Here is a 22,323-nt window from a genome sequence, read left to right on the forward strand (position 1 = left end):
ATTACATTGATATTACTTAATTTTCTCACCATTGTACTTTAATCCTCTAGTGATACCTCAATGGTCTTGTTAGTCTGCTCTATCTCCTGCTTATCTACCCACTTGTAGTTATTCTTGAGGGTAAATATAGCTCCAACTGCACTATTCTTGTTAAATAAAGCCTGTTCATACTCAGATTCTACTCTTTGCTTAGCTCTTTTTATCGAGTTTATCAAGTGTACTTTCACATCATAATCTAACTCCTCATAAGCTGGATTATCTAAGCAATTCTCATAGTTTAATAGAGTTAGCCTATCAGTATTTAAATACACTGCTAAACCAGTTACAGTAGGTATTTTCTTATTATCTTTACAATCATTAAAGAACTCTTCTATCTGCATATCTAACTTATCTGGGTCAGTAAACTTAAATGGTCTTCCTATTCTCTTAGTATTACTCATATACTTACACCTCACTTTCAATAACTATATTTGTCTTATTCTACCGTTAACTCTTTTATAACTTCTAGCTTTAGTTACTTCTCTTAGATCATCAGTAACTAATTCTTTAGCTAGCTTTCTAGATCCACAATGAGAACATGCTAGATATTTACCTTCTCTTAATGTAGATTCTAATTCATCAGTTAATAAAACTATTTCTTTACTACAACTCTTACACTTATAACTTGTATATATACCATCCATATTCTCACCACTTTCTAATATATTTAAATAAAATAAAAAGCCTAGCTGCTGGAATACTTGATTCCGTTATAGCAACTAGACTAAGCAGCCTTGCCCAAACCCATATCTGCTCTTGCTGGAACACCCTATGACCAGCTCCACTAAAAACCAGTCCTTGGTCGAAGGTCTGGATTCTCATTATACCCTAGGTATATGAGCTAAATAATAAAACCGCTAAGGATTACTCCCTAACGGTTTATTGGTTAACTATATCATAGCATTGGATTGAAACTGTTGTAAATAGTCATTTACATGTCATTTTCTATTCAATTTTAATTCATTTATAAATGGTAAAATCCGAGATGATTAAACCATGGCTTTTATTTGAATTGTGAATTATATCANTACTCCCTAACGGTTCTTAACTTACCTACCATGTTACACTACTCGAAATCAAATTACCACGACATTATCACGACATTTTACACGACATTATATTTTCTATGAATTGCAAAATAAACATATTAGTAAGGGAAAGTTCTATATGCTACTTCTAATTACTCTAATACTTTCGTTAAGAACATTGAAATTTTTTTAAATTTCTTGTGATAGTTTATAATCTTCACACGAAAACCCTTCTTTTTCATGTGGCAATGCTCTATATAAGTCATTCCTGCTATCTTCGAATACCCCTAACTACACTTTGCAAAGCCCCAAAATTTCATTATATTTTTCATATAAATCACACATAACCTCTATTTCACTAAAACCTTGTTTTATATCTAAAATATCGTGAACGATATTTAAATATATGAATCATACAAGTTAAAATAAAATACATTTATACCTAAAAACATATTTATAATAATAATTTGACATTTAATTTAAATATATGTAAAATATATGTAGATTAATAAATATGGGGGGATTATAATGTTAAAAAAATTTTTATCAATTATGTTAAGTTTATCATTATTTCTAGCTATGTTTAATTTTAATGCATATGCATTAAACACTTACGAAGGTCTTGCTGATAATAACATAACTAAACCCAAGACAAATGTATTTTTAAATTCCGGAAATTATGAAGGAAAACGGTATACTACTAGAGCTGATGTAGATGAAAACAATTCAATAGTAGCAATTGAAGTTAGCGTTAGAGGAGAAGTGAATCCAGTAAGAGTTGAATTTGATTCTAATACTGGAATAATAACTTCTAATGGAAAGGTCGTTGGAGAAATTTCAACTACCGTTGAACCAATTAATGAAATGATTTCACCATATGCAACTGATACTGGATTTCCAGGCGGTGGTGGACAAAAAATATTGGTTAAACAATCCAGCACTAGAATTGATAGTAAAGATTGGGAAGTAATTGTTGCTATAGTTGAATACTTAGCTCAAGAAGGAACATTAGCTGCTGCAACTTTATTAGGTATTTCAGGTGGACCAGCTGCAATTATTGCCCTTGCTACGTCCTCATTCATTAAATATGTAATGAATTCTAATACAAAAAATGTAACTGCATATAGTAAGACTTTTTATACTGGTCAAGTTATAAAACAAAATAGATTTTATTATCATAGATATTTATTGGAGTTTTATCAAAATTCTAATTACACAGGATATTTAGGGTGTGAATGGTCAGATTCTATAGTTAGAAGGTAGACATGAATAGGAAAACATTATGAATAACAACGAAAGCTATTTAAGTATTGTTGCAACGTTATTTATTACAAATTATATAACTGATAAAATAATGAATTTGCTAGATATAAATGAAAAGTATAAAAAAACTAAATTTTTTATTAAAGGTGTAATATTTGTAATAATCATTTTAACATTGCAGAACATACAAAAATTATTAATTCTTTAAGATAAGAAATGTCATGCATTAAAACTGCATGACATTTTTTATTCCGTCCATAGAGAAATTTCTCTGCTCTTATATAAACTTATTGAAACGTTAATAAGTGTGTGATTGGAATAGTGCCAAGAGTTAATCAAATATGTTAATATTCTATATAGTAACTAACTCTACCACAATGTTTGCATACATAGAATACAAAGTCATCAATAACTGATTCATCAAAATTATAACATTTAACTATTTTATTTGATTGTTCATCATATTTATATCTGTAATCAAAATTGCTTTTATAAAAATACGTACTATAAAAATTATCACAGTAATCATCTGTCTTAAAGGACTCTCTCTTTAAATTGTCTATATTATGGATTTCCTCTTTTTCTAAAAATCTATTAGTGTTTCTTTTTCTAATTCACCACTTAATACTACAAACTTTTCTATTTCCAACTCCATAAATTAACCCCTCTTATAATATATTTGAATTATAAACTATATATTATTTTCTATCCTTTGGACAGTTCTCTCGCTAACCCCAATTACTTCAGCTGTTTTGGCCTGAGTATATCCCTTAACCACTCTTAAAAACTTCACCTTTTGACTATTGGTATTTAACAACTCTAAATACTCCTTCTCGTCCACTTCTCTCTTAAGACTAAGTAATATTTGCTTATCTAAATCTAATAATGTCTCAAGTCTTTTCTTTTCTTCAAAGTATTCTTCAATATGAAATTCTTTATTACCTCCTGGTATCGTATCATAGTCATTATAGCTTGTCCCAGATTTATAACCCTTAGGACTAAAAGCTTTAAGATACATATCATCCAAATCCTTAAGCTGCTTTTTTATATCAGAGATTTTATATTCCATATCTTTAATTTTATCAAGTCTATTCATTAACTACCCCTCCAATAGCTCTGGATTCTCGTAAATGTTGCCTATTACTTCAACCGATTGGTTATATTTATTATCACAAATATCTGAAAGCGACTTATATCTTATCATCCAACATTCCACATTGTCCACATATTCACCGCCATCACTATAACTTCCCCATGTAACTGGTATCATTTCCGTTACAGTTTTATTATAATAACTTTTCAGTGTGTACTTCACTACATCCCCTTCATAGATTTCTTTACCATGCTTATCCTTTAATCCGGTGTATTGCATTACGTTAAATGCTCTTTGCTCTGGTGTTCCAGGGAAAACCTCCCACATAGGTAAATGCATTATTTCACCATAGTTTAATATTCTTTTATTTATAATATCCCAAACTCTAAACTTAATTTCCCTCATGCTCTACCTCCTCAATAAACCCTTTGTTCTTAAGCACCTCACGCACATAGTAGTAAAAGGTATTGTATATCTCACTTCCCATAAATTGCTTGTCTATAGGGCGAATAACAGTATTGTATCGTGCTTCAATCGTCTTAAGTCTTGCATATAGACTTTTAGGCTGATACTCACTTCTGTAATTGCCTTTCCTTATGTTGAAATCAAAACCTTCTGGTTTTAAGCATACCTTTTTACTTTCTAGTATTTTCATAAATTCTTTGAGATGTTTCTTCTCTTCAGCATTTAACCTTTTTAATGTTTCATTCATTTCAGGCTCTTCCAGGAACACATAATACTTAATATCATACTTATTTAAGTGAGCTAATTCTTTAAGGATTCTTGTATCATCCTTTAAGTTCCCTGCGACTTCATCAATTCCGTTTTTGCGCTCAATTACAATATCTCTATCAAAGTAAATTGCTCTTTCCTGGCCTTCAAAACTATTAGCTGGTAGCATACATGCATAATCTCCAAAGTCAAGTTTCTTCACTTCATAAGCTATCTTTTTCTTATCTAGGAACCCTATAACATGCTCATTGGCCTGTTCTCTTGTATCAATCAGTATAGTAAGATTGCTCATTACTTTCTTAAGCTCTGTATCAGTAAATTTATATCTCATTAAACCACCTCTAATTGTATCAAATTTAATTTTACACAATCAGCAAGGATAGGAACTTGTCCTAAATCCTCACTAATCTGAATAGTTTCTTTGAATTGCGAAATTAATTTAACTGAACACTACATACTGTCGTTGTAGGCTCTACATCTTTAATTACTAAGCATTGTAATAAATATTTTTGTTCAAAAGTTACCTCAAGCCCGTTAGCTCTAGCTTCATCAATCAGTTTTTTTATTTTAACCTTATAATATATAGGATCTTTTTTATCTTTCATAAACTCTCCTTTTAAACACATTTCTTATTCTCGCCTTAAACTCATACCACTTTGAATGGTATATTCCATGTTCATAAGCACAGTGATTACTTATATCTTTAAAATCTAACCATTCACCACAGTGCTTACATTTCCCCCTGAATTTAACCTCTGCTTCAAACTTCATGTTTAACCCTCCTATAATGCACCGATTTAAACAAATTATTCATTGATATTAATTTTTATTTTTCCAGTACCATTCATATCTACTGTAGCTGTTACGATTTCTTCATTTCCAGTTCTCTTTGGTAGTATCTTATTCATTGAATCTATAAATGAAATCATCATCATAGTGTTTGCAAAATCTTCTTCCGTAAATAAGTTTTCTCCACATTTAGGACATGGTTTATTAAGCCATTCTTTATAATCTTCTAACTTAACACTCATGTCATTAAAATCACACTTTGGGTTATCACATTTAATCCCACATATATTTATTTCTACTGCATCTTTCATTATAATTTCCTCCTTAATCAGACTAAGAATTTAATCTCTGTTCTAACCTCTGCAACTTTTCTTCTTTAATCTTGTCCACTAAGCTGCTATCCCTCATAAGCCTTAACTGCTCTAACATTATCTCAACATCTGCTATCTCTTCCTCAACATTGGTTTCTCTACCTCTCAGCTTTTTAGATATAGCTTGTATCAGTTCGCTGCATTCCTCCATAGCAACAATTTGTTGTGCTGCTTCTCCATAGTTTCCTATGACTTTTCTATATAACTTAATTCTCTCTTCTTTATTCAATCTTTTCTCCTTCCTGGACCGGCTCCTTAGGACAACAGAGGGAGCGACAATTTATATTTATCCGTCAGGGGGTGACTTGCCAATATACATTGCATGATTAACTACCTCACATCCTTCTCTAAAATATTTAGTAGTTAATACATCCCTCTGCTCTGCTAAGGAGCCTATCCATTTATATTTTATAAATTAATTTAATTTCTTTGCAATTTCATAAATTACTGTTACTGTTACCCCATTTCCAGCCTGTTTATATAATTGACTATCTGAACATACACTTGCAGCTCTTTCAAAATAATCATCTGACCACCCCTGAAGTCTAAAACACTCTTTTGGTGTGAGTTTTCTTACCTTGTAACCTTCTAATACACCTTGATTGCATGAAGTATTCAACGTATTTGCTATCCCTTTGCCAACTCGTCCTCTTCTTGTCTTGGAGTTAGGCTGTTCTAAATTTATACCGTCTCCTTCATATGCTATATCATAGCCCTTCTTAGTGGCTTCTTTTATAGCTACACCATGTCTATCCTGTGCTGTTAATGTAAACATAGGCTCTCCATCAGCTTTAAATCTTCTACCATTTTGTCTTTTTTCAAGTCTATCAGGTGTTAATACAGCTCTAACTAATATTTTAGGTTGTCTATTTCCACCTTGCATAGAATTTAAACTAGGTGATATCCCCTCACGTCCATAAACTCTTTTAATGCAATCTTGACCTGGTATATGTAATACCCCCTTAACAATAATTTGTTTAGGTTGTTTGTAGTCAGTTGCAGATAAACAGTTACATATACCATCTACACCTAAAACAATATTTCTTTTTTGCTTATTTTCTGTAAATGTCCTAATATCAGTAGTTCCAACTATTTCAATATTAGCTTTTTCTGTCTTTCCTCCGATAGGAAATACTTTTCGTCCACCTGCTCCTCTAAGATGTCCGATAATGAACACCCTTTCCCTGTTCTGTGGCACCCCGAAATCTTTTGAATTGAGAACTTGCCATTCTGCATCATACCCGATTTCATCCAATTCAATGAGAAGTTTGAGGAAGTCATATCCTCCATTAACACTAAGTAAGTTTTTAACGTTCTCAATAAAAAGGTACTTGGGTCTATCTTCTTCTTTTGTGTCCCTAATAAGTCTTGTAACTGTGAAAAACAAACTCGAACGATTTCCTCTGAACCCAAGCTGTTTTCCTGCGATGCTAATGTCTTGACATGGAAATCCGAAGCACCAGCAATCGGCTCTAGGAAGTTCATCTGCCCTAGTAATTGTAATGTCTGTTCCAAACCATTCATCCTCCTTTGGATTATGCATTGCTGCATAACTCATATTGGCATATTTATCTATCTCACAGTGACCTAAGCAAGTATGCCCAGCTAATTCCATACCTCTTCTAAACCCTCCTATGCCACTAAAAAAATCTAAAAAAGTTAACCTCACTTTATCATCCTCCTAATATCTAAAATGGCATGTCTTCCCCATCATCTATTGGTGTCATATCTCCATTGCCGAAATAATCTCCCGGAATAGTTCCTTGCTGATATCCACCTTCGCTATTGTTGCTGCTATTGTTCTTACTATCCAGGAACTCTACTCCTTCAAACATATCTGCAACTACTTCCGTTACATAAACTTTTCCGTTCTTACCTTCATAGTTTCTAGTTTCAATGCTTCCTCTAACTAGAATTAAGCTACCTTTGCGAGTATAATTAGCTACTGCTTCTGCACTCTTTCCCCAAACTACTATTGGAATAAATGCAGTTTTCTTGTTATCTCCAAACCCTTTATCTACTGCTAATTTAAAACTTGTTACTGCAGTTCCTTTTCCTGCTGTAAACTTAAGCTCTGGATCAGCTGTTAATCTTCCTTTTAAGACTACTAAATTCATAAATACTACCTTCTTTCATTCTTATTTGATTTTCATATGATAATAGAATCTTATAACTATATAATTTTTAATTGTTGTATCCCACTATTCACATATCTTAAGTATTTATATATATGTTTTTCTCTTGTCACATCATAATGTTCATATTCTTTGTACCATTCATGAAATAACTTAGTACCTTTGCTGCAATTACAACTTTTACAAGAAGGTATAATATTGTTGACTGTCATTTCTCCACCTTTGCTTAATGGTATAAAATGCTCCATATGCAAAGGCAATTTTCTTCCACAATATGCACATTTGTTTTTAAAATCATTTTTAATTTGTATCCACTGTTCGTTAGTAATTGTAGCTGGTAGCTCACTAAGTTTAGTTCTCCTGCGTTGATTTTTAACTAATACTTTGCCTTTATTACATTCATACCACCTTTTAGATGAATTTCTTATTTTGTCTTTATTTTTATTTCTCCACATCTTAGCCTGTACTAATTCCTTTTCTTTATTGCTTTTATAATACTGCTTCCTTAGATTACTTAAATATTCCTTATTATTTTCACGATATTTTTTATGTTTTTCATCTAATTCAGCTTTATGTTTTTTATAATATTCTTGGTTATATCTAACTTCGCATTTCTTGCATTTTGTATTATAACCATCCTTATACCCTTTTCTTATGTTGAAACTTTCAATTGACAACTCTTTACCACACATCTTACATACTTTAGTTCTCATACATTAGCTCCAGTATAATTTAAAATAAGATCTCTTAATGAGAACACAGAATTATAACTGTGTCCTCATTAAGTCTACTTCCTGTCTAAGATATTATTTTTACATTCTTAAACTCCGCTAAATTAGCCTTTAGATATGTCTTTATGTTTTCCATTGCTACATTTCTCCATGCTCCTCCATCTGCTTCATATAGCGCACATGATGGACCATCTTTCATTCTAAATATGAACTTACTCTCTGGTTGTTTAACCTCTGGGAAAGTTCTGAATGGTGCCAATAGTACTGGGTTTGGAACTCTTACATCAGCTACATTTGCAACTCCTGCTTTTATTGTTACTGCCTGGCTTGTACCATCATCGCTTACTTGTTTAACTGTTTTATCTTGAATATTTCCACTAACTTTCAGTAACTTATTTCTATCGTCATTATCTACAAAGCTGCTTTGAAGCATGATATTAAATGATTCTGTGTCAGTAAATCTATTTGTAGTTATTTGAGGTGTAAGTGCTTCTGCTCTCATTAAACACTCTCTTTTTCTATCTAAATTAAGTTCTTTCTTAATACTTACCTCATTGTAGCTTTCAACATGAATTATGATATTTTCATCTGAAGAGGAATCAACATTTTCTTTAATATAATCCACTATAGATGTTAATGTTGTAGTCTTTATTGCATTTGCCATCGGTACTTGTATTCTTTCCAAGTTCTTATTAGTATAAGTAGCTCCATGAATGTTTTCTTTTATAAACTTTCCTTCTCCCTCCCTAATTAATAATTCAATTGCTCCTTTAATTCCTTCACTTATCATTTTACAATCCTCCTAAAATTATTTATTTTACTATCTGTAAACCATCTAAATTGCTGAATTCTGTATCATCACTTGAACCATCAAGTATTTCACCAGTTTCATCATCAACTTTTATATAAGTTTGTCCTGGTATCTGTTTCTTGAACTCTGTAGCTAATATGGTTCCATCCATATCTTTGTCTATTAAGAACTTAGTAGCTATAGCTTTTCTTGGTGCCAACTTAGTTTTTGCAATTACAGTAACCTCACTTAAAGCTCTATCTTCTGTAGAATCGAATGTCATTTCTAGGGTTAATTTTCTTTTTACCTTGTGGTCTGTGTTTGGATCCTCGATATTCTCCATAATCTTCTGCAATGCATCATTGAATCTTTCTGCTACTGCTCCATCTGCTAATCTGTCTAAATTAATACTTGTTTTCATACTTTTCCTCCTAAAATTTAATGTATTTTTTAGAACCGCTATACAAATCAATGTTATATAGCTTTATGCTATTTTGTTTTGCTAGATTTACAACATCATTACCGGTAATGTTCTTAGTATTATAATCCTTTAAAATGCTTAGTAACTTTGTATACTCCATTTCCTTTGGAAGTTTCTGAAATAACCTTGGGTCAAATCTCTTACCAGAATAATTATTAATCTTACTTTCTCTAATCTTATCCTCATAAAGTTCATATAGATAAGGCTTGTCATATTTAACATCTTCAATGTACTTTTTAATGTTGTCAGATATAACTGAAGCAGCAACTCCGTACTCCTTTCCTAACTTCGAATACTTACCAGATTTTATATACTGCATCATAAGATATTCTGTAAGAGCTCTACCCTGATACTTCTTAGTTATGTCTTGCCACTTATTTGATTTACTTCTAACCATAATTTAGTTCCTCCTAGCCTTCCTATCAACTAAATAGATTTTAGGTAATGCATAAATTAATCTCATTGTCTCCTGTTTAGTAACTCTATTAACTTTTTCAGCATTACCATCAACTATCTCTTTAATATCTCCAACTACTTTGTTAGCTTTGTAATCGCAAGTAGTTTTTAGCTTGTCTATTCCTTTCTGTAAGCTCTCTAATCTATTTTTTAGAGTAATAACACTCATTAAATGAAAAGTTGCTAATAAACCAATAGCTAACAAAACTAATACTGTATCCATTTTATTTACCTCCTTCTAACTCAAACAACTGTGTTAAACCTTCTATTTTGCTTTGTAGAACCTTCGTTTCCTTCACAACGTCTCTTATATCCTCATTGTCGATAAAAGCTCTTTTGGAAAGGAATTTCAAAGCATTTTCAAAACTAGAACAGTATGCAATATCCTTTTCTATTTCTTTACCGATATTTTCTTCCTTTGTGAGCTTTCCAGGTTGAACTACTTTCTTTTCCTTAACTACAAACTGAACTTCATCTGTTTGAATAATATATTTACCTAACTCTACTCTCATTTACTTACCTCCTAAATTCTTGTTTTCTACAGACTACCTTTTATTAGGCTTTAAAACTACGTGTCCGTTTTCGTCTGCTCTCTCCAACAGTTTTCTACACCTCTTACATGTAACCTCTGAAGCATTACCTTCTTCAACCTTATCCTTTATATCCCATGTAGTGTTACATGCACTAATGATGTACCAACCACCGTTATACACTTTAATACCAGCATGTACTAACTTATTTCTTTTTACTAAATTAACTCGTCCGTTAAACATTTTGTTCCTCCTTTAAACACCCTAGTACCTAAACTCTATAAGTTGCTTTGTATGAATGTTATAAAACACGAAGTTCCATGCATCCTTTCTCTCGAGCAAGAAATCATCTGCATTATATCCTTGCTCCGCTAAAAATTTCTTCTGATTTCTCGTTAACTTTTTCAACTTTTTCATACTACTTCTCCCATTCAAATAATAATGTTCCTAAACATATGAAAATCATAATTGCCACAAATATTTCTCCAAAGTACATCTCTTTACTCCTATCTCATTCTGTAGTTGTTCTTAATACCTTCGATCTGGACCACATAGCTTTTAGCCATTTCATAGAGCCTACTTCCTATGGCTTCATCAAAACTTAATAGCTTGTCCACAGTAAACTCTGTGCTAATTATCATTGGCAGCCTATTTAGGTATCTGTGATTAATTAACTCAAACATTATATTTATATCTGTGTCATTCACCTTCCCTTTGAATAGATCATCTATAAGCAGCACTTCTGCATTTTGATACTTACTTAAAGTCTTTTTATAATACTCTTCATCAACCATATTCTGCTTAATCTTTGTAATTACATCCCTATAAGGCATATACACCACTGGAACACCTTTATTTTTTAAAAGGTTATTAGCTAGGGCCAGTGCTAAATGAGTTTTACCACACCCAGGGTTGCCACAAAGCATTATTGAATTACACCTATCGGCTTTTATCTTTGAATACTGCAGATAATAGCTTGTAGCTTTATCCTTCATGGCTCTAATTTCATTATTCCAAGCTTCAAAGTTAGCAAAGCTCTTATCAATGTCATTAACTGATATACCTGACTGCTCCCATATCTTTTGGACCTTAAGCATTTCTCTACACTTACATGGTCTGTATCTAGTATGTCCCTCATTATCTACCACTGGAATGAATCCAACATTATCACAGATACTACAGTAATTCTTCTGCTGCTCTTCTTCTTTCTTCTTCTGTGAGTTCACATTCTGGGATTGTGTAATCCCACTTCTTATTCTCTCCAGTACTGCTTGTATTGTGTCCATAATTAACCTCCTTATCCTTGTAATTACCTTCAAGCACTTTTTTAAAATTATTAGGTTTAATGAGCCAATCGAAAACTATAATCCAATTATCTTTATTCTGACCTCGTAAAAAACAACTTGATTTGATATTTTCTATTGCCTCTAAAACTCCATCTAGTCCATACTCTTTTATTCTTGCATTTAATAACTTAAGCCTATTACCTTTAATATCTCTAATCTTAGATAACCCTAATGAATTCCATTTTTCTTGTATAGGTACCAAATGTTTTGGTACAAGTATATCTTTAGATATACTATTATCTCTTTCTATATCTATATCTATATCTATATCTCTTTCTATATCTGTTGCGTTACTCTCCGTTACTGTAACGTTACCTGTAACGTTACTAGGTATTAACTTCTGTTTTTCCCTACACTTAGCCACTCTTTTACGTGTCTGCTCCCTTATTTTTTCAAGACCTTCAGCATTTTGATGTTCTTCCCAACCTGTAACTAATAAAGTTTCCTCTTTTTGCTGTATCATGTTCAATCTGCTAAGTGATCCTAAAGCTAAGTTAACTGTACTGACTTCAAAGTCGAATTCAGCAGCTAACATTTCAGGTGTGTATGGTATATTTTCAGTTAGAAATATATAGCCATTACTATTGCATTTACCAGCTTTCGTGAGTAGCATTACCCATATCAAAATAATCTTATCGCCATCAGGTAGTCTCCTAAGGTACTTTATCTTTGCATTATCAAACATATCTGTATTTATTCGAATCCACTTTACACCTTCCGCCATTTATTTCACCTCTAATCCTGGTACTGCTATAAATGTTCTTTTGCCTGTAGTAAACTCAATCTCTTCTTTAAAGTACTCTGGGTCTCCGTTAGCTTCACTAAGATGTATAAGAGTTATAGTTTTTGTTTTTTCTAAGTCCCATAACATCAAGCTTTCTTGTAATGTCTCTAAGCTTAGATGGCTCTTAAGTACTCTTACTTTATAATCTGGAAGGTCTTTTATATCTCTTTCTGAGTAGTTACATTCAACTAAGATGTGGTCCGCATTATGGAAAACATATTTGAGATAATAAGTATCAGTTACAAATACTATCTTCCCTATGTCTTTGTGGTAAATTAAGAACCCTAGTGGCTCATTAGTATCATGCTGTACTCTGAATGGAAGTACTTTAAAGTTTCCTACATGGAAAATATCATCCTTAACAGTATTTACTCTGTAATCATAAATATGATTTTTAAATTCAATACCTGCTGCAGTTCCTTCACTCATATAAATATCTATTCCAGCCTTCATAACCTCATTTACTGCCTTGCAATGGTCCTTATGTTCATGAGTTATTAAGCAGCCTACAACCTTACTTAAATCGAAATTTAAGCCTTTCAAAATATCTTTCCAACCTATGCCACACTCCAGGAGGAGGATTTCTCCCCCAGCCTGAACGGTGTAGCAGTTTCCTTTAGATCCACTTGCTAAAACCTTAATCATAGTTAAAACCCTGCTTCATTAAATTCTTCTTCGCTAACAACTTCGGCTTCAACTACTTCCTGTGTTGGTTCCTCTGCAAATGGTATGTCTAGTACTTCTTTATTTGCATTTTCTTTTATTTCTTCTTTAACTTCTGCTTGTACATTTTCAATTATGTCCTCTTCTCTGTATTCATTAGTTCTGTTTATACTTTCAATCAAGATATCACTATCATCACTAGTGTTAACAAAGTTCTTACATGCTCTGTTAATTACAGTTTTCTTAGCCATTTCGTCAGTAAAGTTCTTATGTGCTCCAGAATTTCCTTTAGCTGCACCTTGGTTCCATGCATTATGAATTTGATTTATATTCATAACTTCAACATAATTGTTACCATCTTCCATAACTACAACTGCATAAGCACCTTTAATTTTTGTAATATCTATATTTTCAAAGCTCTGTTCATGCTTAGTAATTTTTTTAAGTCCAGTTTCTAAGTCTATAACATAACTAAAATCATCTTTTTCATATATGCAGTTTGCGTAAACATTCTTAACACCTTTTAGTCTTTTAGTTGATGCAATATTACCTAAATAGCTTTTAGATAACTGTAGTTGGTTTCCATACGGTATGAAATAACACTGTTTCTTTGATGGAGACAACCCTTGGATAACCATATCTAATAATGCATTTGCTATACTAACTTGTGTACAAGCTTGAAGAACTGGCCTTTTATCTCTTGTTTCTAGTGTTTGTAGTATTAAGTAAGCTGACTTAATTGCATTTCCGTAATTATAATTTGAAGGAAGAACTAAGTCTCCATCTTTTTCTAATTGTTTAACCCTTGAAAGAGTTTTCTCCGTTATATTTTTCTCTTGAACTGTTACTGCTTTATTATCTGCCATTATCCTTCTACCTCAACTTTCAATGTATTATCTAAACTTACTATTAATTTAATTAACTGGCTGTCTGTTTCACCTATTCTATTTACACTTTCAGCATTATCTATGAATATTGGGGCCTGTACATCAAAGTGGCTACATAAAGTATTCACTATGCTTAAGCCTGCATTTATTTGGCTTGCAGTATTAGCATTAGAGAATGGAACTCCATCTATGGTTGCTTCACAACATTCGTTCAAGCCACCGTTAATTTGCTTGTTAAATAGTTTGAAACTAATTGATCCAGCAAACTTATTATTAATACTTCCTTCTAACAACTCCACTTTAGTTCTGATGAACTCTTCACATAGGAATTGTTGTCCTTCTAACTCTGCGATTTTAGCTGCTAAACTTCTTTCCTCTGCTTGAAGTTCCTTAATTCTTAGGATTAACTTATTGTTATTTTCTCTGCCTGCTAATAGTCTATTAACCTCTTCAAGTTCTTTTACTAGATTAGCTTTCCTTACTTTAAGCTCCATGTTACTGTCACCTATGGAGATGGACCTCATTTCATCTTCAAGGTTTTTAATCTCTGCTTTTAGTTCTTCCATACCTTCAAACTTTATTTCTTTAGTGCAATCTGAATTTGAGAGTTGAACTGATAAATTATTAATCTGTTCTTTGGTTTCTTCAATTTTCAACTTAATACTGTTGATGTATTCAGAAGTTTCAATCAACTTATTGTTTAGAGTGCTTATATTGGCTTCTATTTTCGCTATAGTAGCATTGTTTGTCTTACCTCTAGCTTGTATATCCTTTAGTCTTTTCTCTTTGTTAGTATTGAAATTAGAAAGCAATTCAGCTTTAGTTGCTTCAATATTCTCTGCTTCAAGTTGTCTTTTACATGTAGGGCATATGAACTTACTTTCATCTATTTCTAAAACCTCAGCTTTAACCTTTGAGAATTCTTCCCTTAACCCTTCATTCTCAAATTTTAGCCTTGAAATTAAGTTTTTATTTTCAGCTATTTCTCGTTCAAACTGCTCTTCAGTTCTAACTGCAGACTTATAATCTCTCTCCTGGTCCTGAAGATTAAATTCTAATTCTCGTATGTTATTTTTGAGTTGCATTTTAGGTGATTCCAAATCTGATTTAGCTTTGTTATATTTAGCTTGGAACTGTTGCTTAAGTTCAAATATCTTATTGCTTAGCTCCAACTTTCTATCATTTACCTTAGATTTATCCTCTATACTTTCATCCAAGGACTTAATACCACTTTCAATACCTCTTTTTCTGAACTCTAGTGCTTGAAAATCTTCATCAATTATAGAGTTATTACATTCATCTATTCTGAAAGGTATAGATTTTACATTGTCCTTAAGTTTGCTTATCTTAGCCTTAACAACTTTAGTTAGATTATCTATACCATCTATAAGTAACTCTCTAAGAGGTGATAAACTAGGGTTATAATTAATTACTGTTTCCTCGTCTATATCACCTATAATCTCTAGGAGCATTTTCCTTTGGTCCTGCCATTTAAGGTTAGTGAAGTATAATGGACTCGTTACAAGTTTGAATTTATTCTCTTCAAATATCTGATTTACCCTTGCCTGGTAGTCCTTCATTGATGTCGGAACCTCATTTATGAAATACTCTGTGGTATGTCCTTTAAGTTCTGCCTGAGCTTGCCCTCTTTGTTTGGTCCACTTTTCTTTATAAAGTCTTTGAATGGTAATGGCTTGTCCATCTACTTCTAATTCTCCAGTTACAGAATGTTCTAACCCGTGTAGCTCTTCTCCGTTTGCATCCAGTGTCTTTATGTTAAAGGTAGTTCTATCCTTGCTATCTTTACCGAATAGCAACCATGTGAACGCATCCACTACAGTGGTTTTACCAGTTGCATTTTTACCACTTATGCTAGTAACATCCCCAAAATTTATAACTAAATCTTTAATACCCTTAAAGTTTTTCAATTCAAGTTTCTTTAATATAATTTTCATTACATTGCCCTCCAACATTTCTTTAATTCCTCATATCCCTTTTGGGTTAACTCTTCCCAAGTCATCTCTCTAATTCTTCCATAGCTCTTACCTTTAGAAGTATCACATATCACAAATTGGCCAATATCAAGATTTGATGTATCACTTCTAAAATTATAAATTTTCCCGTTATGTTGATGCTCAATCTCTAGTATTAGATACTTTTGTTTAGATTCTTCAAGCTTGAATTTAACATCATCAGTTATACCTAAACATCCACCTACGAAGTCTATTCCTTTATAATCGGCTTTAATCTCAATGTACCCATCTTGTCTAATCAAAACTTGCTCAATTCTTAAAGAATTATCAACTGTTTTTACATAAACCCCTGGCACATTCCTTGCTATAACCTCTTGGAATGTGAACTCTGTTTGCTTTTTTTCAGAAGTATATTCCACTATTTCACAACCATTTTGTTTGTACCAACAAGTACTTGCATATTCCAAACTATCAAAACCACTAAAATTGAAAGTATATGCAATTTCTGCTCCATGGATATTGTAATAAGTAATATTTCTTGATCCATTCATCCACTTTAGCCCTCTGATATAACACTCTTCAATAAACTCTTTAGCTGCTTCTTCTGTTCTGCAATTAACAGCTATTTTTTCATTTTTAAATTTATCCCAATCAAATTTATTCATCCTCATTACCTCCAATTTTCTCTAATTCCCAATATCCAAACACTGTTCTATCGAAAACACTGTGCTCCGTTTCTAGGTCTAAGTTATACAACCCTTGTCCACCATGCCGAATTACGGTTCCTGTTATGTCGGAATCTTTAACTCTTACTTTGTCTCCAATGCTTAACATAACTTCCTCCTATGCACTCAACTCTCTTTTTAATGCCGCTAGAAACTTATGTTTAAATCTTGATACTTGAACTTGACTAACTCCAAGTATGTCTGCTACCTCTTGCTGTTTAAACTTCTTCATCAATAACTTATTTGCAGTAACACAAGTTTCATCTAAATTATTTAATGCATTCTTTAAACATAACTTTAAAATTATATTTTCTGTAATGTCAGTATTATCTGTTATTGCTTCTATGAACTCTGTTGGCGAGTCGCATTTATCATTAAAAACATTTAATGAGTTTACTACGATATCATAAGACTGTCTTTTCTGTGCATGATGCGATCTATTTAATCTTTTCAATGCCCAGTTAATATAATTGATTGCAAATGTTATAAATTCAGCTCTTTCTATGTTATAATTGATATAGGCTTTGTAAAAGTTCATATCTACTAACTGCTTTACATCATCAAGTTCACAGTGTGGTAGATATTCAAATTCTTTAACTAAGCGGGCTCTGAGTGGTGCGAATTGGCAGTAGCACTGCTCAAAGTCCATTTTTATTATTTCACCTTTTATCTTTATGTCTTTCACTGACTTCTCCCTCCTAATAACCAACATAAGTTGCTATACATCCCAATACAAACCAGAATCCAATAATGAACATTATCCTTAGTGAGAAATCCATAATCTTCATCATTCTCATAACCTTACTTCCTTCCAAGCTCCTCTGCACAGCTCTTACAAACATTTTTACCTCTGAAGTTTTCAACATTAGCAGCTTCACCACAGAATACACAAGCTGGCTCATATTTCTTTAAGATTATTAAGTCACCTTCTATGAATATTTCCACTGGATCCTTAATGTCTATATTCAAAGTCCTTCTTAATTCGATTGGCAAAACCACTCTTCCTAAATCATCAATTTTTCTTACAATTCCTGTTGCTTTCATTACTGCATTTCCTCCTTAACCTCTTTAACTATTTCAACATTATTGAAATACCAATTTAATGAAACTCTCTTTAAATCATCAAAGTTTATTATTGGTTCTGTTTCAGTTACTTCAATTTCATCAAGTAAATCTAATTCCTCACCATCACAACTAGTCATATAAACTTGTACACAAGGTAATTGCTCGTCATGTTCAAATCTAATTCCATTAATGTCTATAACCTCAATAGTTGTTGTGTTTACTCTTATATCTGCATCTGTTGTTTTAACTCTCTTGCTCATTGCTATTCCTCTCTTTCTATAGTTGGTAATATCTCATGCTGCTTTAGTAAGTCATATAGGAACAGCCTCCCTTTTTGTGTCCATTTAGTAACCATTTTCACATCTGGAGTTCCATTGCTTCTTGTTATTGGAACTGTTTCGGAATGTGTATATCCTTTGCTATGGTGTTCTGAATATAGTAACCATTGGTCGCTCTGCTTATATTGCACACCTAGTTCATGCAGTAACTTATTAAAGGCTTGTCCGCTCATTCCATAGTCTTTAGCAATTTGAGTTATTGTAACTAAACCTTTATTTTTAAGAATGGTATCTGTATAATCTGCCTTAGGTTTTAACTCTCCAATAATCTGTTTTTGTTGCTTAGTTTCTAAAGTAAGTTTTTCAACTCTTGCTCTAGCAATTATTAAAGCTCTTTCCATTATCTTGTCTGGACTATTCCAATCTTTTTCCACCTGGATGAAATACTGTCTAGCCTGTTTACCTTTTTCACTTCTTTGGATCATTGCTATTTCTTTAGCCATGTCTAGTTTAATTTCAAAATCTGTTCCTGGTCTTCCACCATTACTTTCTTCCAAAATTGGAATAAAGTCTGTCTGTTCAGTAAAACCATATTCACACATTCTTTTAAACCATGTTGTAAAATTAGAGTTAATTTCTAAAAACTCATGTAACTCTCTGGCACTTAATGTTATGTCTTCACCAGTAGTTGTGACTTTAATTAAATCGTTCATACTTTACCTCCTTTTGTTTTATCCCCCAGTAAATGTTAGAATATTATTGGAAGGGGGTGATATTTATGAGTAAATGTCCACACTGCAATGCACCTGCATATGAAAGTCCATTTGCAACTTATTGCATGAAATGCGGCAAACTTTTAGAATTTAATACTTGCTCAGATTCTAACTGTTTTATCAACAGTCAAAATGTTGAACTGCCTGAATTTGCTTTATATTGTCCTATATGTGGAAAGGAAACGACATTAGCTACTAAAGAGCCTTTTTAATGTATTTAGTTTCACATCCACATTGTGTGCAAAATTTAGGGACTATGTGTTTAGGTAACTGTAAATTAATTGTATTTACATACCCACAATTATCACATTCACCTACGAACTGCTCTTGGACTTCCACTCCAGGAGTAGTTTTATTTAACTCTTTAATAGCCATTTCTAATGCTTTAACATCTTTTATCCAAGGTTCTTCATCACCCCAATCACTACAATGAGCCTTAAGATTTTGTAACTGTTCAATGCATTCTTGTTTGTTCACATCAATTCCACCTTTCTATATTTGTTTACCCTCTATCGAGCCGCTTGAATAATTTGAATTTTAATGCCGTAAATCTTATTACATTTTTATACATTAAATTTACTTTAAGGCTTAAACTCTCTTATATGTACTGTTTACTCCTTTTTTCTACCGCATTTTTCGCACTCAAGGTTAAAAAATATCTAGCCCATATAATTGAGCTAGTCTGCTCTTTAGAACTTTGAAATTAAACTTTGTAATTCTTCTGCCTTTGTGTAAAGAAAATATCCTAACACTATTAGTAGTTGAAATATTAATCCCAGCTTAGTGCCATCTGATTTCTTTTTCCTCACTTTACTTCCACCTTTTCTTTTTTCTTTCTTTCCCAGTAATTAAGTACAGCTTCAATTTCTTGTGGTGTATGGCTCTCTATTGCTGCATCAACTAAGAACTCTAAAATGCTCTTCTTGATTCCTTCTATATCTTTTGGTGGAATCAGCTTAACTTTTATTGCCATTCCCCCACCCCCATTAAATAGTTTTTCACTTTATCCTATTCCGTTTTCTTTTGTTTGGTTCCAATTTGATATATAAATTGGTCATGCTCTGGTTAAACTAAGTTTGTTAATGTTAATCAACATCTTATTCCCATTCAGGAACTTCGTTTGTAAAAAAAATTGACTCTATATCTTTACCTAACACTTTAGAGATTTCATATGCTTCTTCCAGCTTAAATGGACTTTCTCCACTTTCTTTTTTTCTATAAGTAGAAATAGGAATATTTACTGTGTTAGCAAGCTTTTCCTGAGTATAATTTTTTTCAACCCTTAGTCCCCTAAGTTTTCTTAAATTTATCAATATACCACCTCCTTATTCCCATTTGGGAACCGGTATATTTATATAGTAATTCCATTTTGGGAACTTGTCAACACTTTTTTAAAAAAAATATACCATTTTTGGGAACTGCGATTTTATTTTGGGAACAACTTCTATAAAATTATATGAGGAGGTGTTATAATGGCAACTTTTGCAGAACGATTAAAAGGGTTAAGAATAGAAAAAGAATTATCTATAGAACAATTAGCCAATGCTCTTGGTACAGCCAAATCTACTATTTCAAGATATGAAAATGGAAGAGAGCCCAAAGGTGATATTTTAAGATTACTAACTGAGTATTTTGATGTTTCACTAGATTACTTGATGGGAACAAGTGATACACGACATCCTGCAAGTACTACAAAACAAAAAAAACTCTCTCCAAAAATTGAAACAATAGCAGCACATCTTGATGATTTAGATGATGAACAAATAGATGAAGTCAACAACTTTATAGGATATTTAAAAAGCAGAAAGAAGTAACTCAAGGGGATGTGTTATATATGACTTATGAAGAACTAATGAAAGAATATCAATATATCCCTATTGAAGAGCTTTCCCTTCCAGCATCCTTAAAAGGTTTGTATCTTGATGGTGATATTTACATAGATAATAAATTGAAAACTGATAGAGAAAAACGCTGTGTGTTAGCAGAAGAAATTGGTCATTATTTTAAAACTATAGGAAATATTATTGATACTAGAAAAGTAGAAAATATGAAGCAAGAAATAATTGCACGCAACTGGGCATATGAAAAGCTTTGCCCACTCTCTTCTATTGTACAAGCATATGATAAAGGTATCTCTGGAAGGTTTGAGCTTGCAGAACACTTAAATGTTACAGAAGAATTCTTACTTGAAGCAGTTGAACATTACAAGGCCAAGTATGGGACATGCTACGAAGTAGACAAGCATTTAATATACTTTGAGCCTTGTCTTGCTGTTTTGAAGATGTTTTGAATAATCTAAAGTTTTATATTTTAAATACCTAGGAGGATTTAGTAATGGATGAAAATACCTTAAATAAAAAAAGTAAATTTGCCAACTTTAACTGTACCTTTAGGAGCCACGGAATTAAACATTGTATGCTAGATTATTTTGAGTCTATTATTTGGCCTGCATTTACAGACTACACTATTATTAGAGAGGTAAAGCGTAGTGGCACAAAATTTCACCTGGCCGATGTAAAGATAATAGAGTTACCTGATGGTAACTTAGCTCTTGTAGGCATTCATATTAAAAAAACGTTCTTAGATAAAAGTCCTGACTATGATGAAACAATTGGATTCTTTGGAGATGAATATACAGTTCCTAGTGCACCGTATTCAACATTTATCCTTTTATTAAATAATCATAGATTAATTTACTTCCCTAATAAAAAAGGGGCACCTTCAATTGATGAGTTTTGCGCTACCGCCAAATATAAAATAAGAGAATATATTTCATTGCAACGTCAAATGCTAAAGAATAAATGGAGTGATAATGACAGCGTTTTTGATGGAGTTTACTACAAATACCTGCAAACATTTAATACAGAGGTGCTTGAAAAATTATTCCCCTATCCTGAAATAAATATAATACCTATTGAATCTGAAACTTTAGTAAAAGAAAGTTTTAAAACTTTAAAAGAAATCAGTGTAGTAACATTTAAAGTTTACAAACCTAACAATGAGCCTGTAAACTTTAATAATATATTTGAACGAATGGATAGTATAATAGATGAAACTGATTCCGAAGCTGTTGCCACCAATCTAGTTAAACCTACTAAATTTGAAGTTATTGAGGATGCAATAATTACTTCTTCTGGACACGTTGATTTCAAATTAATTGGTAAAACCGAAAATGATGACGACATTATCCTTACACCAGATAAAGTTTCACAAAAAGTTAATGTGCAAATTTCACCTGGTGTTCCAGTTGAAGTAAATTCAATTGAAGTGTATAATCAAGTTAATCATAAATCGATAATAAGAGAAACTAGTAGTGAAAATCTTAATGTGTATCAACGTGTATTTGGACGTTTAAAGACATTAATAAAGTAATTTTCACTTCTGAAAGGAG

Annotated in this window: 40 protein-coding genes; 6 read left to right on the plus strand and 34 right to left on the minus strand. The window is 32.2% G+C overall.

Features of this window, described 5'->3' with window-relative positions; all coding sequences use genetic code 11:
• Positions 1-38: 38 nt before the first annotated feature.
• Genes BN1075_RS18335 through BN1075_RS21760 form a run of 3 tightly spaced genes read right to left on the minus strand, consistent with a single transcriptional unit; the run spans position 39 to position 861 of the window.
• Positions 39-440, minus strand: coding sequence for a terminase small subunit (locus BN1075_RS18335; RefSeq protein ID WP_040191042.1), 402 nt, complete (start codon positions 438-440; stop codon positions 39-41).
• A 24-nt stretch (positions 441-464) separates the two neighbouring features.
• Entirely contained in the window at positions 465-683 is a 219-nt protein-coding gene (locus tag BN1075_RS18340) for a hypothetical protein (RefSeq protein WP_040191041.1), read from the minus strand.
• Positions 684-687: 4 nt separating this feature from the next.
• Positions 688-861 carry a hypothetical protein gene (locus BN1075_RS21760; protein ID WP_156132706.1) on the minus strand — a complete coding sequence of 58 codons (174 nt, stop codon included), beginning with the start codon at positions 859-861 and terminating at the stop codon, positions 688-690.
• 734 nt (positions 862-1,595) lie between these two features.
• On the opposite strand from BN1075_RS21760, the gene BN1075_RS18345 reads away from it, so the two are divergent.
• Positions 1,596-2,330 carry a hypothetical protein gene (locus BN1075_RS18345; RefSeq protein ID WP_040194768.1) on the plus strand — a complete coding sequence of 245 codons (735 nt, stop codon included), beginning with the start codon at positions 1,596-1,598 and terminating at the stop codon, positions 2,328-2,330.
• 19 nt (positions 2,331-2,349) lie between these two features.
• Positions 2,350-2,538, plus strand: coding sequence for a hypothetical protein (locus BN1075_RS18350; protein ID WP_040194769.1), 189 nt, complete (start codon positions 2,350-2,352; stop codon positions 2,536-2,538).
• 483 nt (positions 2,539-3,021) lie between these two features.
• Here BN1075_RS18350 and BN1075_RS18355 read toward each other — a convergent pair whose 3' ends face one another.
• The 28 genes from BN1075_RS18355 to BN1075_RS18470 form a co-directional block, all read right to left on the minus strand.
• Positions 3,022-3,426: a helix-turn-helix domain-containing protein gene (locus BN1075_RS18355; RefSeq protein WP_040194771.1), complete on the minus strand. Its 405-nt coding sequence runs from the start codon at positions 3,424-3,426 to the stop codon at positions 3,022-3,024.
• A 3-nt stretch (positions 3,427-3,429) separates the two neighbouring features.
• A complete protein-coding gene (locus BN1075_RS18360; RefSeq protein WP_040194772.1) occupies positions 3,430-3,828 on the minus strand; it encodes a YopX family protein in 399 nt (132 codons plus the stop codon).
• Positions 3,815-4,486 carry an ERCC4 domain-containing protein gene (locus BN1075_RS18365; RefSeq protein WP_040194774.1) on the minus strand — a complete coding sequence of 224 codons (672 nt, stop codon included), beginning with the start codon at positions 4,484-4,486 and terminating at the stop codon, positions 3,815-3,817. Before BN1075_RS18365 ends, BN1075_RS18360 begins: the two co-directional genes overlap by 14 nt.
• 103 nt (positions 4,487-4,589) lie before the next feature.
• On the minus strand, positions 4,590-4,760 hold the full coding sequence (locus tag BN1075_RS21765; protein ID WP_156132832.1) for a hypothetical protein: 171 nt from the start codon (positions 4,758-4,760) through the stop codon (positions 4,590-4,592).
• Positions 4,750-4,926, minus strand: a complete 177-nt coding sequence (locus BN1075_RS21770) for a hypothetical protein (RefSeq protein WP_156132834.1) — start codon at positions 4,924-4,926, stop codon at positions 4,750-4,752. Before BN1075_RS21770 ends, BN1075_RS21765 begins: the two co-directional genes overlap by 11 nt.
• A 35-nt stretch (positions 4,927-4,961) precedes the next feature.
• Positions 4,962-5,255, minus strand: coding sequence for a hypothetical protein (locus tag BN1075_RS18370; RefSeq protein ID WP_040194775.1), 294 nt, complete (start codon positions 5,253-5,255; stop codon positions 4,962-4,964).
• A gap of 22 nt (positions 5,256-5,277) precedes the next feature.
• The gene (locus tag BN1075_RS18375; RefSeq protein ID WP_040194776.1) at positions 5,278-5,544 is read right to left on the minus strand and encodes a nucleoside triphosphate pyrophosphohydrolase family protein; all 267 of its coding nucleotides are present in this window, start codon (positions 5,542-5,544) and stop codon (positions 5,278-5,280) included.
• A 186-nt stretch (positions 5,545-5,730) separates the two neighbouring features.
• Positions 5,731-6,984 carry a DNA cytosine methyltransferase gene (locus BN1075_RS18380; RefSeq protein ID WP_040194777.1) on the minus strand — a complete coding sequence of 418 codons (1,254 nt, stop codon included), beginning with the start codon at positions 6,982-6,984 and terminating at the stop codon, positions 5,731-5,733.
• A 19-nt stretch (positions 6,985-7,003) separates the two neighbouring features.
• Positions 7,004-7,432, minus strand: coding sequence for a single-stranded DNA-binding protein (locus BN1075_RS18385; protein ID WP_040194779.1), 429 nt, complete (start codon positions 7,430-7,432; stop codon positions 7,004-7,006).
• Positions 7,433-7,488: 56 nt separating this feature from the next.
• Entirely contained in the window at positions 7,489-8,163 is a 675-nt protein-coding gene (locus BN1075_RS18390) for an HNH endonuclease (protein ID WP_040191017.1), read from the minus strand.
• Between the two features lie 85 nt (positions 8,164-8,248).
• Positions 8,249-8,971, minus strand: coding sequence for a hypothetical protein (locus tag BN1075_RS18395; protein WP_040194780.1), 723 nt, complete (start codon positions 8,969-8,971; stop codon positions 8,249-8,251).
• Positions 8,972-8,993: 22 nt separating this feature from the next.
• Entirely contained in the window at positions 8,994-9,392 is a 399-nt protein-coding gene (locus tag BN1075_RS18400; RefSeq protein WP_040194781.1) for a hypothetical protein, read from the minus strand.
• Between the two features lie 10 nt (positions 9,393-9,402).
• The gene (locus BN1075_RS18405) at positions 9,403-9,849 is read right to left on the minus strand and encodes a hypothetical protein (protein ID WP_040194783.1); all 447 of its coding nucleotides are present in this window, start codon (positions 9,847-9,849) and stop codon (positions 9,403-9,405) included.
• A 3-nt stretch (positions 9,850-9,852) separates the two neighbouring features.
• Entirely contained in the window at positions 9,853-10,131 is a 279-nt protein-coding gene (locus BN1075_RS18410; protein WP_040194784.1) for a hypothetical protein, read from the minus strand.
• A gap of 1 nt (position 10,132) precedes the next feature.
• Positions 10,133-10,420, minus strand: coding sequence for a hypothetical protein (locus BN1075_RS18415; RefSeq protein WP_040194785.1), 288 nt, complete (start codon positions 10,418-10,420; stop codon positions 10,133-10,135).
• Between the two features lie 33 nt (positions 10,421-10,453).
• Positions 10,454-10,681, minus strand: coding sequence for a hypothetical protein (locus BN1075_RS18420; RefSeq protein ID WP_040194786.1), 228 nt, complete (start codon positions 10,679-10,681; stop codon positions 10,454-10,456).
• Positions 10,682-10,702: 21 nt separating this feature from the next.
• Entirely contained in the window at positions 10,703-10,855 is a 153-nt protein-coding gene (locus BN1075_RS21775; protein ID WP_156132836.1) for a DUF6906 family protein, read from the minus strand.
• A gap of 89 nt (positions 10,856-10,944) precedes the next feature.
• Complete coding sequence (locus BN1075_RS18425) at positions 10,945-11,724, minus strand: ATP-binding protein (protein ID WP_081911658.1); 780 nt, start codon at positions 11,722-11,724, stop codon at positions 10,945-10,947.
• Positions 11,615-12,508, minus strand: a complete 894-nt coding sequence (locus BN1075_RS18430) for a phage replisome organizer N-terminal domain-containing protein (RefSeq protein WP_052406639.1) — start codon at positions 12,506-12,508, stop codon at positions 11,615-11,617. The genes BN1075_RS18425 and BN1075_RS18430 overlap by 110 nt, the downstream gene beginning before the upstream one ends.
• Positions 12,509-13,213 carry an MBL fold metallo-hydrolase gene (locus tag BN1075_RS18435; protein ID WP_040194788.1) on the minus strand — a complete coding sequence of 235 codons (705 nt, stop codon included), beginning with the start codon at positions 13,211-13,213 and terminating at the stop codon, positions 12,509-12,511.
• Between the two features lie 2 nt (positions 13,214-13,215).
• Complete coding sequence (locus BN1075_RS18440) at positions 13,216-14,097, minus strand: recombinase RecT (RefSeq protein ID WP_040194790.1); 882 nt, start codon at positions 14,095-14,097, stop codon at positions 13,216-13,218.
• Positions 14,097-16,073 carry an AAA family ATPase gene (locus tag BN1075_RS18445; protein ID WP_040194791.1) on the minus strand — a complete coding sequence of 659 codons (1,977 nt, stop codon included), beginning with the start codon at positions 16,071-16,073 and terminating at the stop codon, positions 14,097-14,099. Before BN1075_RS18445 ends, BN1075_RS18440 begins: the two co-directional genes overlap by 1 nt.
• The gene (locus tag BN1075_RS18450; protein ID WP_040194792.1) at positions 16,073-16,756 is read right to left on the minus strand and encodes a hypothetical protein; all 684 of its coding nucleotides are present in this window, start codon (positions 16,754-16,756) and stop codon (positions 16,073-16,075) included. Before BN1075_RS18450 ends, BN1075_RS18445 begins: the two co-directional genes overlap by 1 nt.
• Positions 16,749-16,925, minus strand: coding sequence for a hypothetical protein (locus BN1075_RS21780; RefSeq protein WP_156132838.1), 177 nt, complete (start codon positions 16,923-16,925; stop codon positions 16,749-16,751). The genes BN1075_RS18450 and BN1075_RS21780 overlap by 8 nt, the downstream gene beginning before the upstream one ends.
• Positions 16,926-16,934: 9 nt before the next feature.
• Positions 16,935-17,501: a sigma-70 family RNA polymerase sigma factor gene (locus BN1075_RS18455; protein WP_040194793.1), complete on the minus strand. Its 567-nt coding sequence runs from the start codon at positions 17,499-17,501 to the stop codon at positions 16,935-16,937.
• A gap of 116 nt (positions 17,502-17,617) precedes the next feature.
• On the minus strand, positions 17,618-17,860 hold the full coding sequence (locus BN1075_RS18460) for an AbrB/MazE/SpoVT family DNA-binding domain-containing protein (protein ID WP_040194794.1): 243 nt from the start codon (positions 17,858-17,860) through the stop codon (positions 17,618-17,620).
• Positions 17,860-18,141, minus strand: coding sequence for a hypothetical protein (locus BN1075_RS18465; RefSeq protein WP_040191069.1), 282 nt, complete (start codon positions 18,139-18,141; stop codon positions 17,860-17,862). Before BN1075_RS18465 ends, BN1075_RS18460 begins: the two co-directional genes overlap by 1 nt.
• Before the next feature lie 2 nt (positions 18,142-18,143).
• Complete coding sequence (locus BN1075_RS18470; RefSeq protein WP_040194795.1) at positions 18,144-18,872, minus strand: phage antirepressor KilAC domain-containing protein; 729 nt, start codon at positions 18,870-18,872, stop codon at positions 18,144-18,146.
• 65 nt (positions 18,873-18,937) lie between these two features.
• Between BN1075_RS18470 and BN1075_RS18475 the strand changes: the two genes are divergently transcribed.
• Positions 18,938-19,144 (plus strand): hypothetical protein, encoded by a 207-nt coding sequence (locus BN1075_RS18475; protein WP_040194797.1) that lies wholly within the window; start codon positions 18,938-18,940, stop codon positions 19,142-19,144.
• Here BN1075_RS18475 and BN1075_RS18480 read toward each other — a convergent pair.
• The 3 genes from BN1075_RS18480 to BN1075_RS18485 all read right to left on the minus strand — a co-directional run bounded on the left by BN1075_RS18480 (position 19,128) and on the right by BN1075_RS18485 (position 20,245).
• Positions 19,128-19,409, minus strand: coding sequence for a hypothetical protein (locus BN1075_RS18480; RefSeq protein WP_040194798.1), 282 nt, complete (start codon positions 19,407-19,409; stop codon positions 19,128-19,130). The genes BN1075_RS18475 and BN1075_RS18480 overlap by 17 nt on opposite strands.
• A gap of 328 nt (positions 19,410-19,737) precedes the next feature.
• Positions 19,738-19,905, minus strand: a complete 168-nt coding sequence (locus tag BN1075_RS21785) for a hypothetical protein (protein WP_156132840.1) — start codon at positions 19,903-19,905, stop codon at positions 19,738-19,740.
• A 124-nt stretch (positions 19,906-20,029) separates the two neighbouring features.
• Complete coding sequence (locus BN1075_RS18485) at positions 20,030-20,245, minus strand: helix-turn-helix transcriptional regulator (RefSeq protein ID WP_040194800.1); 216 nt, start codon at positions 20,243-20,245, stop codon at positions 20,030-20,032.
• A 159-nt stretch (positions 20,246-20,404) separates the two neighbouring features.
• On the opposite strand from BN1075_RS18485, the gene BN1075_RS18490 reads away from it, so the two are divergent.
• The 3 genes from BN1075_RS18490 to BN1075_RS18500 are packed head-to-tail and all read left to right on the plus strand — an operon-like array spanning position 20,405 to position 22,304.
• Positions 20,405-20,746, plus strand: a complete 342-nt coding sequence (locus BN1075_RS18490) for a helix-turn-helix domain-containing protein (RefSeq protein WP_040194802.1) — start codon at positions 20,405-20,407, stop codon at positions 20,744-20,746.
• 20 nt (positions 20,747-20,766) lie between these two features.
• Positions 20,767-21,222 carry an ImmA/IrrE family metallo-endopeptidase gene (locus BN1075_RS18495; RefSeq protein ID WP_040194804.1) on the plus strand — a complete coding sequence of 152 codons (456 nt, stop codon included), beginning with the start codon at positions 20,767-20,769 and terminating at the stop codon, positions 21,220-21,222.
• 44 nt (positions 21,223-21,266) lie between these two features.
• Positions 21,267-22,304 (plus strand): hypothetical protein, encoded by a 1,038-nt coding sequence (locus BN1075_RS18500; protein ID WP_040194806.1) that lies wholly within the window; start codon positions 21,267-21,269, stop codon positions 22,302-22,304.
• Positions 22,305-22,323 lie beyond the last annotated feature (19 nt).

Source organism: Clostridium culturomicium (assembly GCF_000821305.1).
Lineage (GTDB): Bacteria > Bacillota > Clostridia > Clostridiales > Clostridiaceae > Clostridium_J > Clostridium_J culturomicium.

What these genes read in the sequence shown, in the direction of transcription:
- BN1075_RS18395 (WP_040194780.1), bottom strand. Translation starts at nt 8,971, where the DNA reads ATGATAAGTGAAGGAATTAAAGGAGCAATTGAATTATTAATTAGGGAG.
- BN1075_RS21775 (WP_156132836.1), bottom strand. Translation starts at nt 10,855, where the DNA reads ATGAAAAAGTTGAAAAAGTTAACGAGAAATCAGAAGAAATTTTTAGCG.
- BN1075_RS18340 (WP_040191041.1), bottom strand. Translation starts at nt 683, where the DNA reads ATGGATGGTATATATACAAGTTATAAGTGTAAGAGTTGTAGTAAAGAA.
- BN1075_RS18390 (WP_040191017.1), bottom strand. Translation starts at nt 8,163, where the DNA reads ATGAGAACTAAAGTATGTAAGATGTGTGGTAAAGAGTTGTCAATTGAA.
- BN1075_RS21760 (WP_156132706.1), bottom strand. Translation starts at nt 861, where the DNA reads ATGAGAATCCAGACCTTCGACCAAGGACTGGTTTTTAGTGGAGCTGGT.
- BN1075_RS18450 (WP_040194792.1), bottom strand. Translation starts at nt 16,756, where the DNA reads ATGAATAAATTTGATTGGGATAAATTTAAAAATGAAAAAATAGCTGTT.
- BN1075_RS18385 (WP_040194779.1), bottom strand. Translation starts at nt 7,432, where the DNA reads ATGAATTTAGTAGTCTTAAAAGGAAGATTAACAGCTGATCCAGAGCTT.
- BN1075_RS18335 (WP_040191042.1), bottom strand. Translation starts at nt 440, where the DNA reads ATGAGTAATACTAAGAGAATAGGAAGACCATTTAAGTTTACTGACCCA.
- BN1075_RS18365 (WP_040194774.1), bottom strand. Translation starts at nt 4,486, where the DNA reads ATGAGATATAAATTTACTGATACAGAGCTTAAGAAAGTAATGAGCAAT.
- BN1075_RS18350 (WP_040194769.1), top strand. Translation starts at nt 2,350, where the DNA reads ATGAATAACAACGAAAGCTATTTAAGTATTGTTGCAACGTTATTTATT.
- BN1075_RS18430 (WP_052406639.1), bottom strand. Translation starts at nt 12,508, where the DNA reads ATGGCGGAAGGTGTAAAGTGGATTCGAATAAATACAGATATGTTTGAT.
- BN1075_RS18400 (WP_040194781.1), bottom strand. Translation starts at nt 9,392, where the DNA reads ATGAAAACAAGTATTAATTTAGACAGATTAGCAGATGGAGCAGTAGCA.
- BN1075_RS18440 (WP_040194790.1), bottom strand. Translation starts at nt 14,097, where the DNA reads ATGGCAGATAATAAAGCAGTAACAGTTCAAGAGAAAAATATAACGGAG.
- BN1075_RS18435 (WP_040194788.1), bottom strand. Translation starts at nt 13,213, where the DNA reads ATGATTAAGGTTTTAGCAAGTGGATCTAAAGGAAACTGCTACACCGTT.
- BN1075_RS18425 (WP_081911658.1), bottom strand. Translation starts at nt 11,724, where the DNA reads ATGGACACAATACAAGCAGTACTGGAGAGAATAAGAAGTGGGATTACA.
- BN1075_RS18410 (WP_040194784.1), bottom strand. Translation starts at nt 10,131, where the DNA reads ATGGATACAGTATTAGTTTTGTTAGCTATTGGTTTATTAGCAACTTTT.
- BN1075_RS18490 (WP_040194802.1), top strand. Translation starts at nt 20,405, where the DNA reads ATGGCAACTTTTGCAGAACGATTAAAAGGGTTAAGAATAGAAAAAGAA.
- BN1075_RS18355 (WP_040194771.1), bottom strand. Translation starts at nt 3,426, where the DNA reads ATGAATAGACTTGATAAAATTAAAGATATGGAATATAAAATCTCTGAT.
- BN1075_RS18360 (WP_040194772.1), bottom strand. Translation starts at nt 3,828, where the DNA reads ATGAGGGAAATTAAGTTTAGAGTTTGGGATATTATAAATAAAAGAATA.
- BN1075_RS18500 (WP_040194806.1), top strand. Translation starts at nt 21,267, where the DNA reads ATGGATGAAAATACCTTAAATAAAAAAAGTAAATTTGCCAACTTTAAC.
- BN1075_RS21780 (WP_156132838.1), bottom strand. Translation starts at nt 16,925, where the DNA reads ATGTTAAGCATTGGAGACAAAGTAAGAGTTAAAGATTCCGACATAACA.
- BN1075_RS18420 (WP_040194786.1), bottom strand. Translation starts at nt 10,681, where the DNA reads ATGTTTAACGGACGAGTTAATTTAGTAAAAAGAAATAAGTTAGTACAT.
- BN1075_RS18415 (WP_040194785.1), bottom strand. Translation starts at nt 10,420, where the DNA reads ATGAGAGTAGAGTTAGGTAAATATATTATTCAAACAGATGAAGTTCAG.
- BN1075_RS21765 (WP_156132832.1), bottom strand. Translation starts at nt 4,760, where the DNA reads ATGAAAGATAAAAAAGATCCTATATATTATAAGGTTAAAATAAAAAAA.
- BN1075_RS18475 (WP_040194797.1), top strand. Translation starts at nt 18,938, where the DNA reads ATGAGTAAATGTCCACACTGCAATGCACCTGCATATGAAAGTCCATTT.
- BN1075_RS21770 (WP_156132834.1), bottom strand. Translation starts at nt 4,926, where the DNA reads ATGAAGTTTGAAGCAGAGGTTAAATTCAGGGGGAAATGTAAGCACTGT.
- BN1075_RS18405 (WP_040194783.1), bottom strand. Translation starts at nt 9,849, where the DNA reads ATGGTTAGAAGTAAATCAAATAAGTGGCAAGACATAACTAAGAAGTAT.
- BN1075_RS18495 (WP_040194804.1), top strand. Translation starts at nt 20,767, where the DNA reads ATGACTTATGAAGAACTAATGAAAGAATATCAATATATCCCTATTGAA.
- BN1075_RS18470 (WP_040194795.1), bottom strand. Translation starts at nt 18,872, where the DNA reads ATGAACGATTTAATTAAAGTCACAACTACTGGTGAAGACATAACATTA.
- BN1075_RS18370 (WP_040194775.1), bottom strand. Translation starts at nt 5,255, where the DNA reads ATGAAAGATGCAGTAGAAATAAATATATGTGGGATTAAATGTGATAAC.
- BN1075_RS18345 (WP_040194768.1), top strand. Translation starts at nt 1,596, where the DNA reads ATGTTAAAAAAATTTTTATCAATTATGTTAAGTTTATCATTATTTCTA.
- BN1075_RS21785 (WP_156132840.1), bottom strand. Translation starts at nt 19,905, where the DNA reads ATGGCAATAAAAGTTAAGCTGATTCCACCAAAAGATATAGAAGGAATC.
- BN1075_RS18465 (WP_040191069.1), bottom strand. Translation starts at nt 18,141, where the DNA reads ATGAGCAAGAGAGTTAAAACAACAGATGCAGATATAAGAGTAAACACA.
- BN1075_RS18460 (WP_040194794.1), bottom strand. Translation starts at nt 17,860, where the DNA reads ATGAAAGCAACAGGAATTGTAAGAAAAATTGATGATTTAGGAAGAGTG.
- BN1075_RS18445 (WP_040194791.1), bottom strand. Translation starts at nt 16,073, where the DNA reads ATGAAAATTATATTAAAGAAACTTGAATTGAAAAACTTTAAGGGTATT.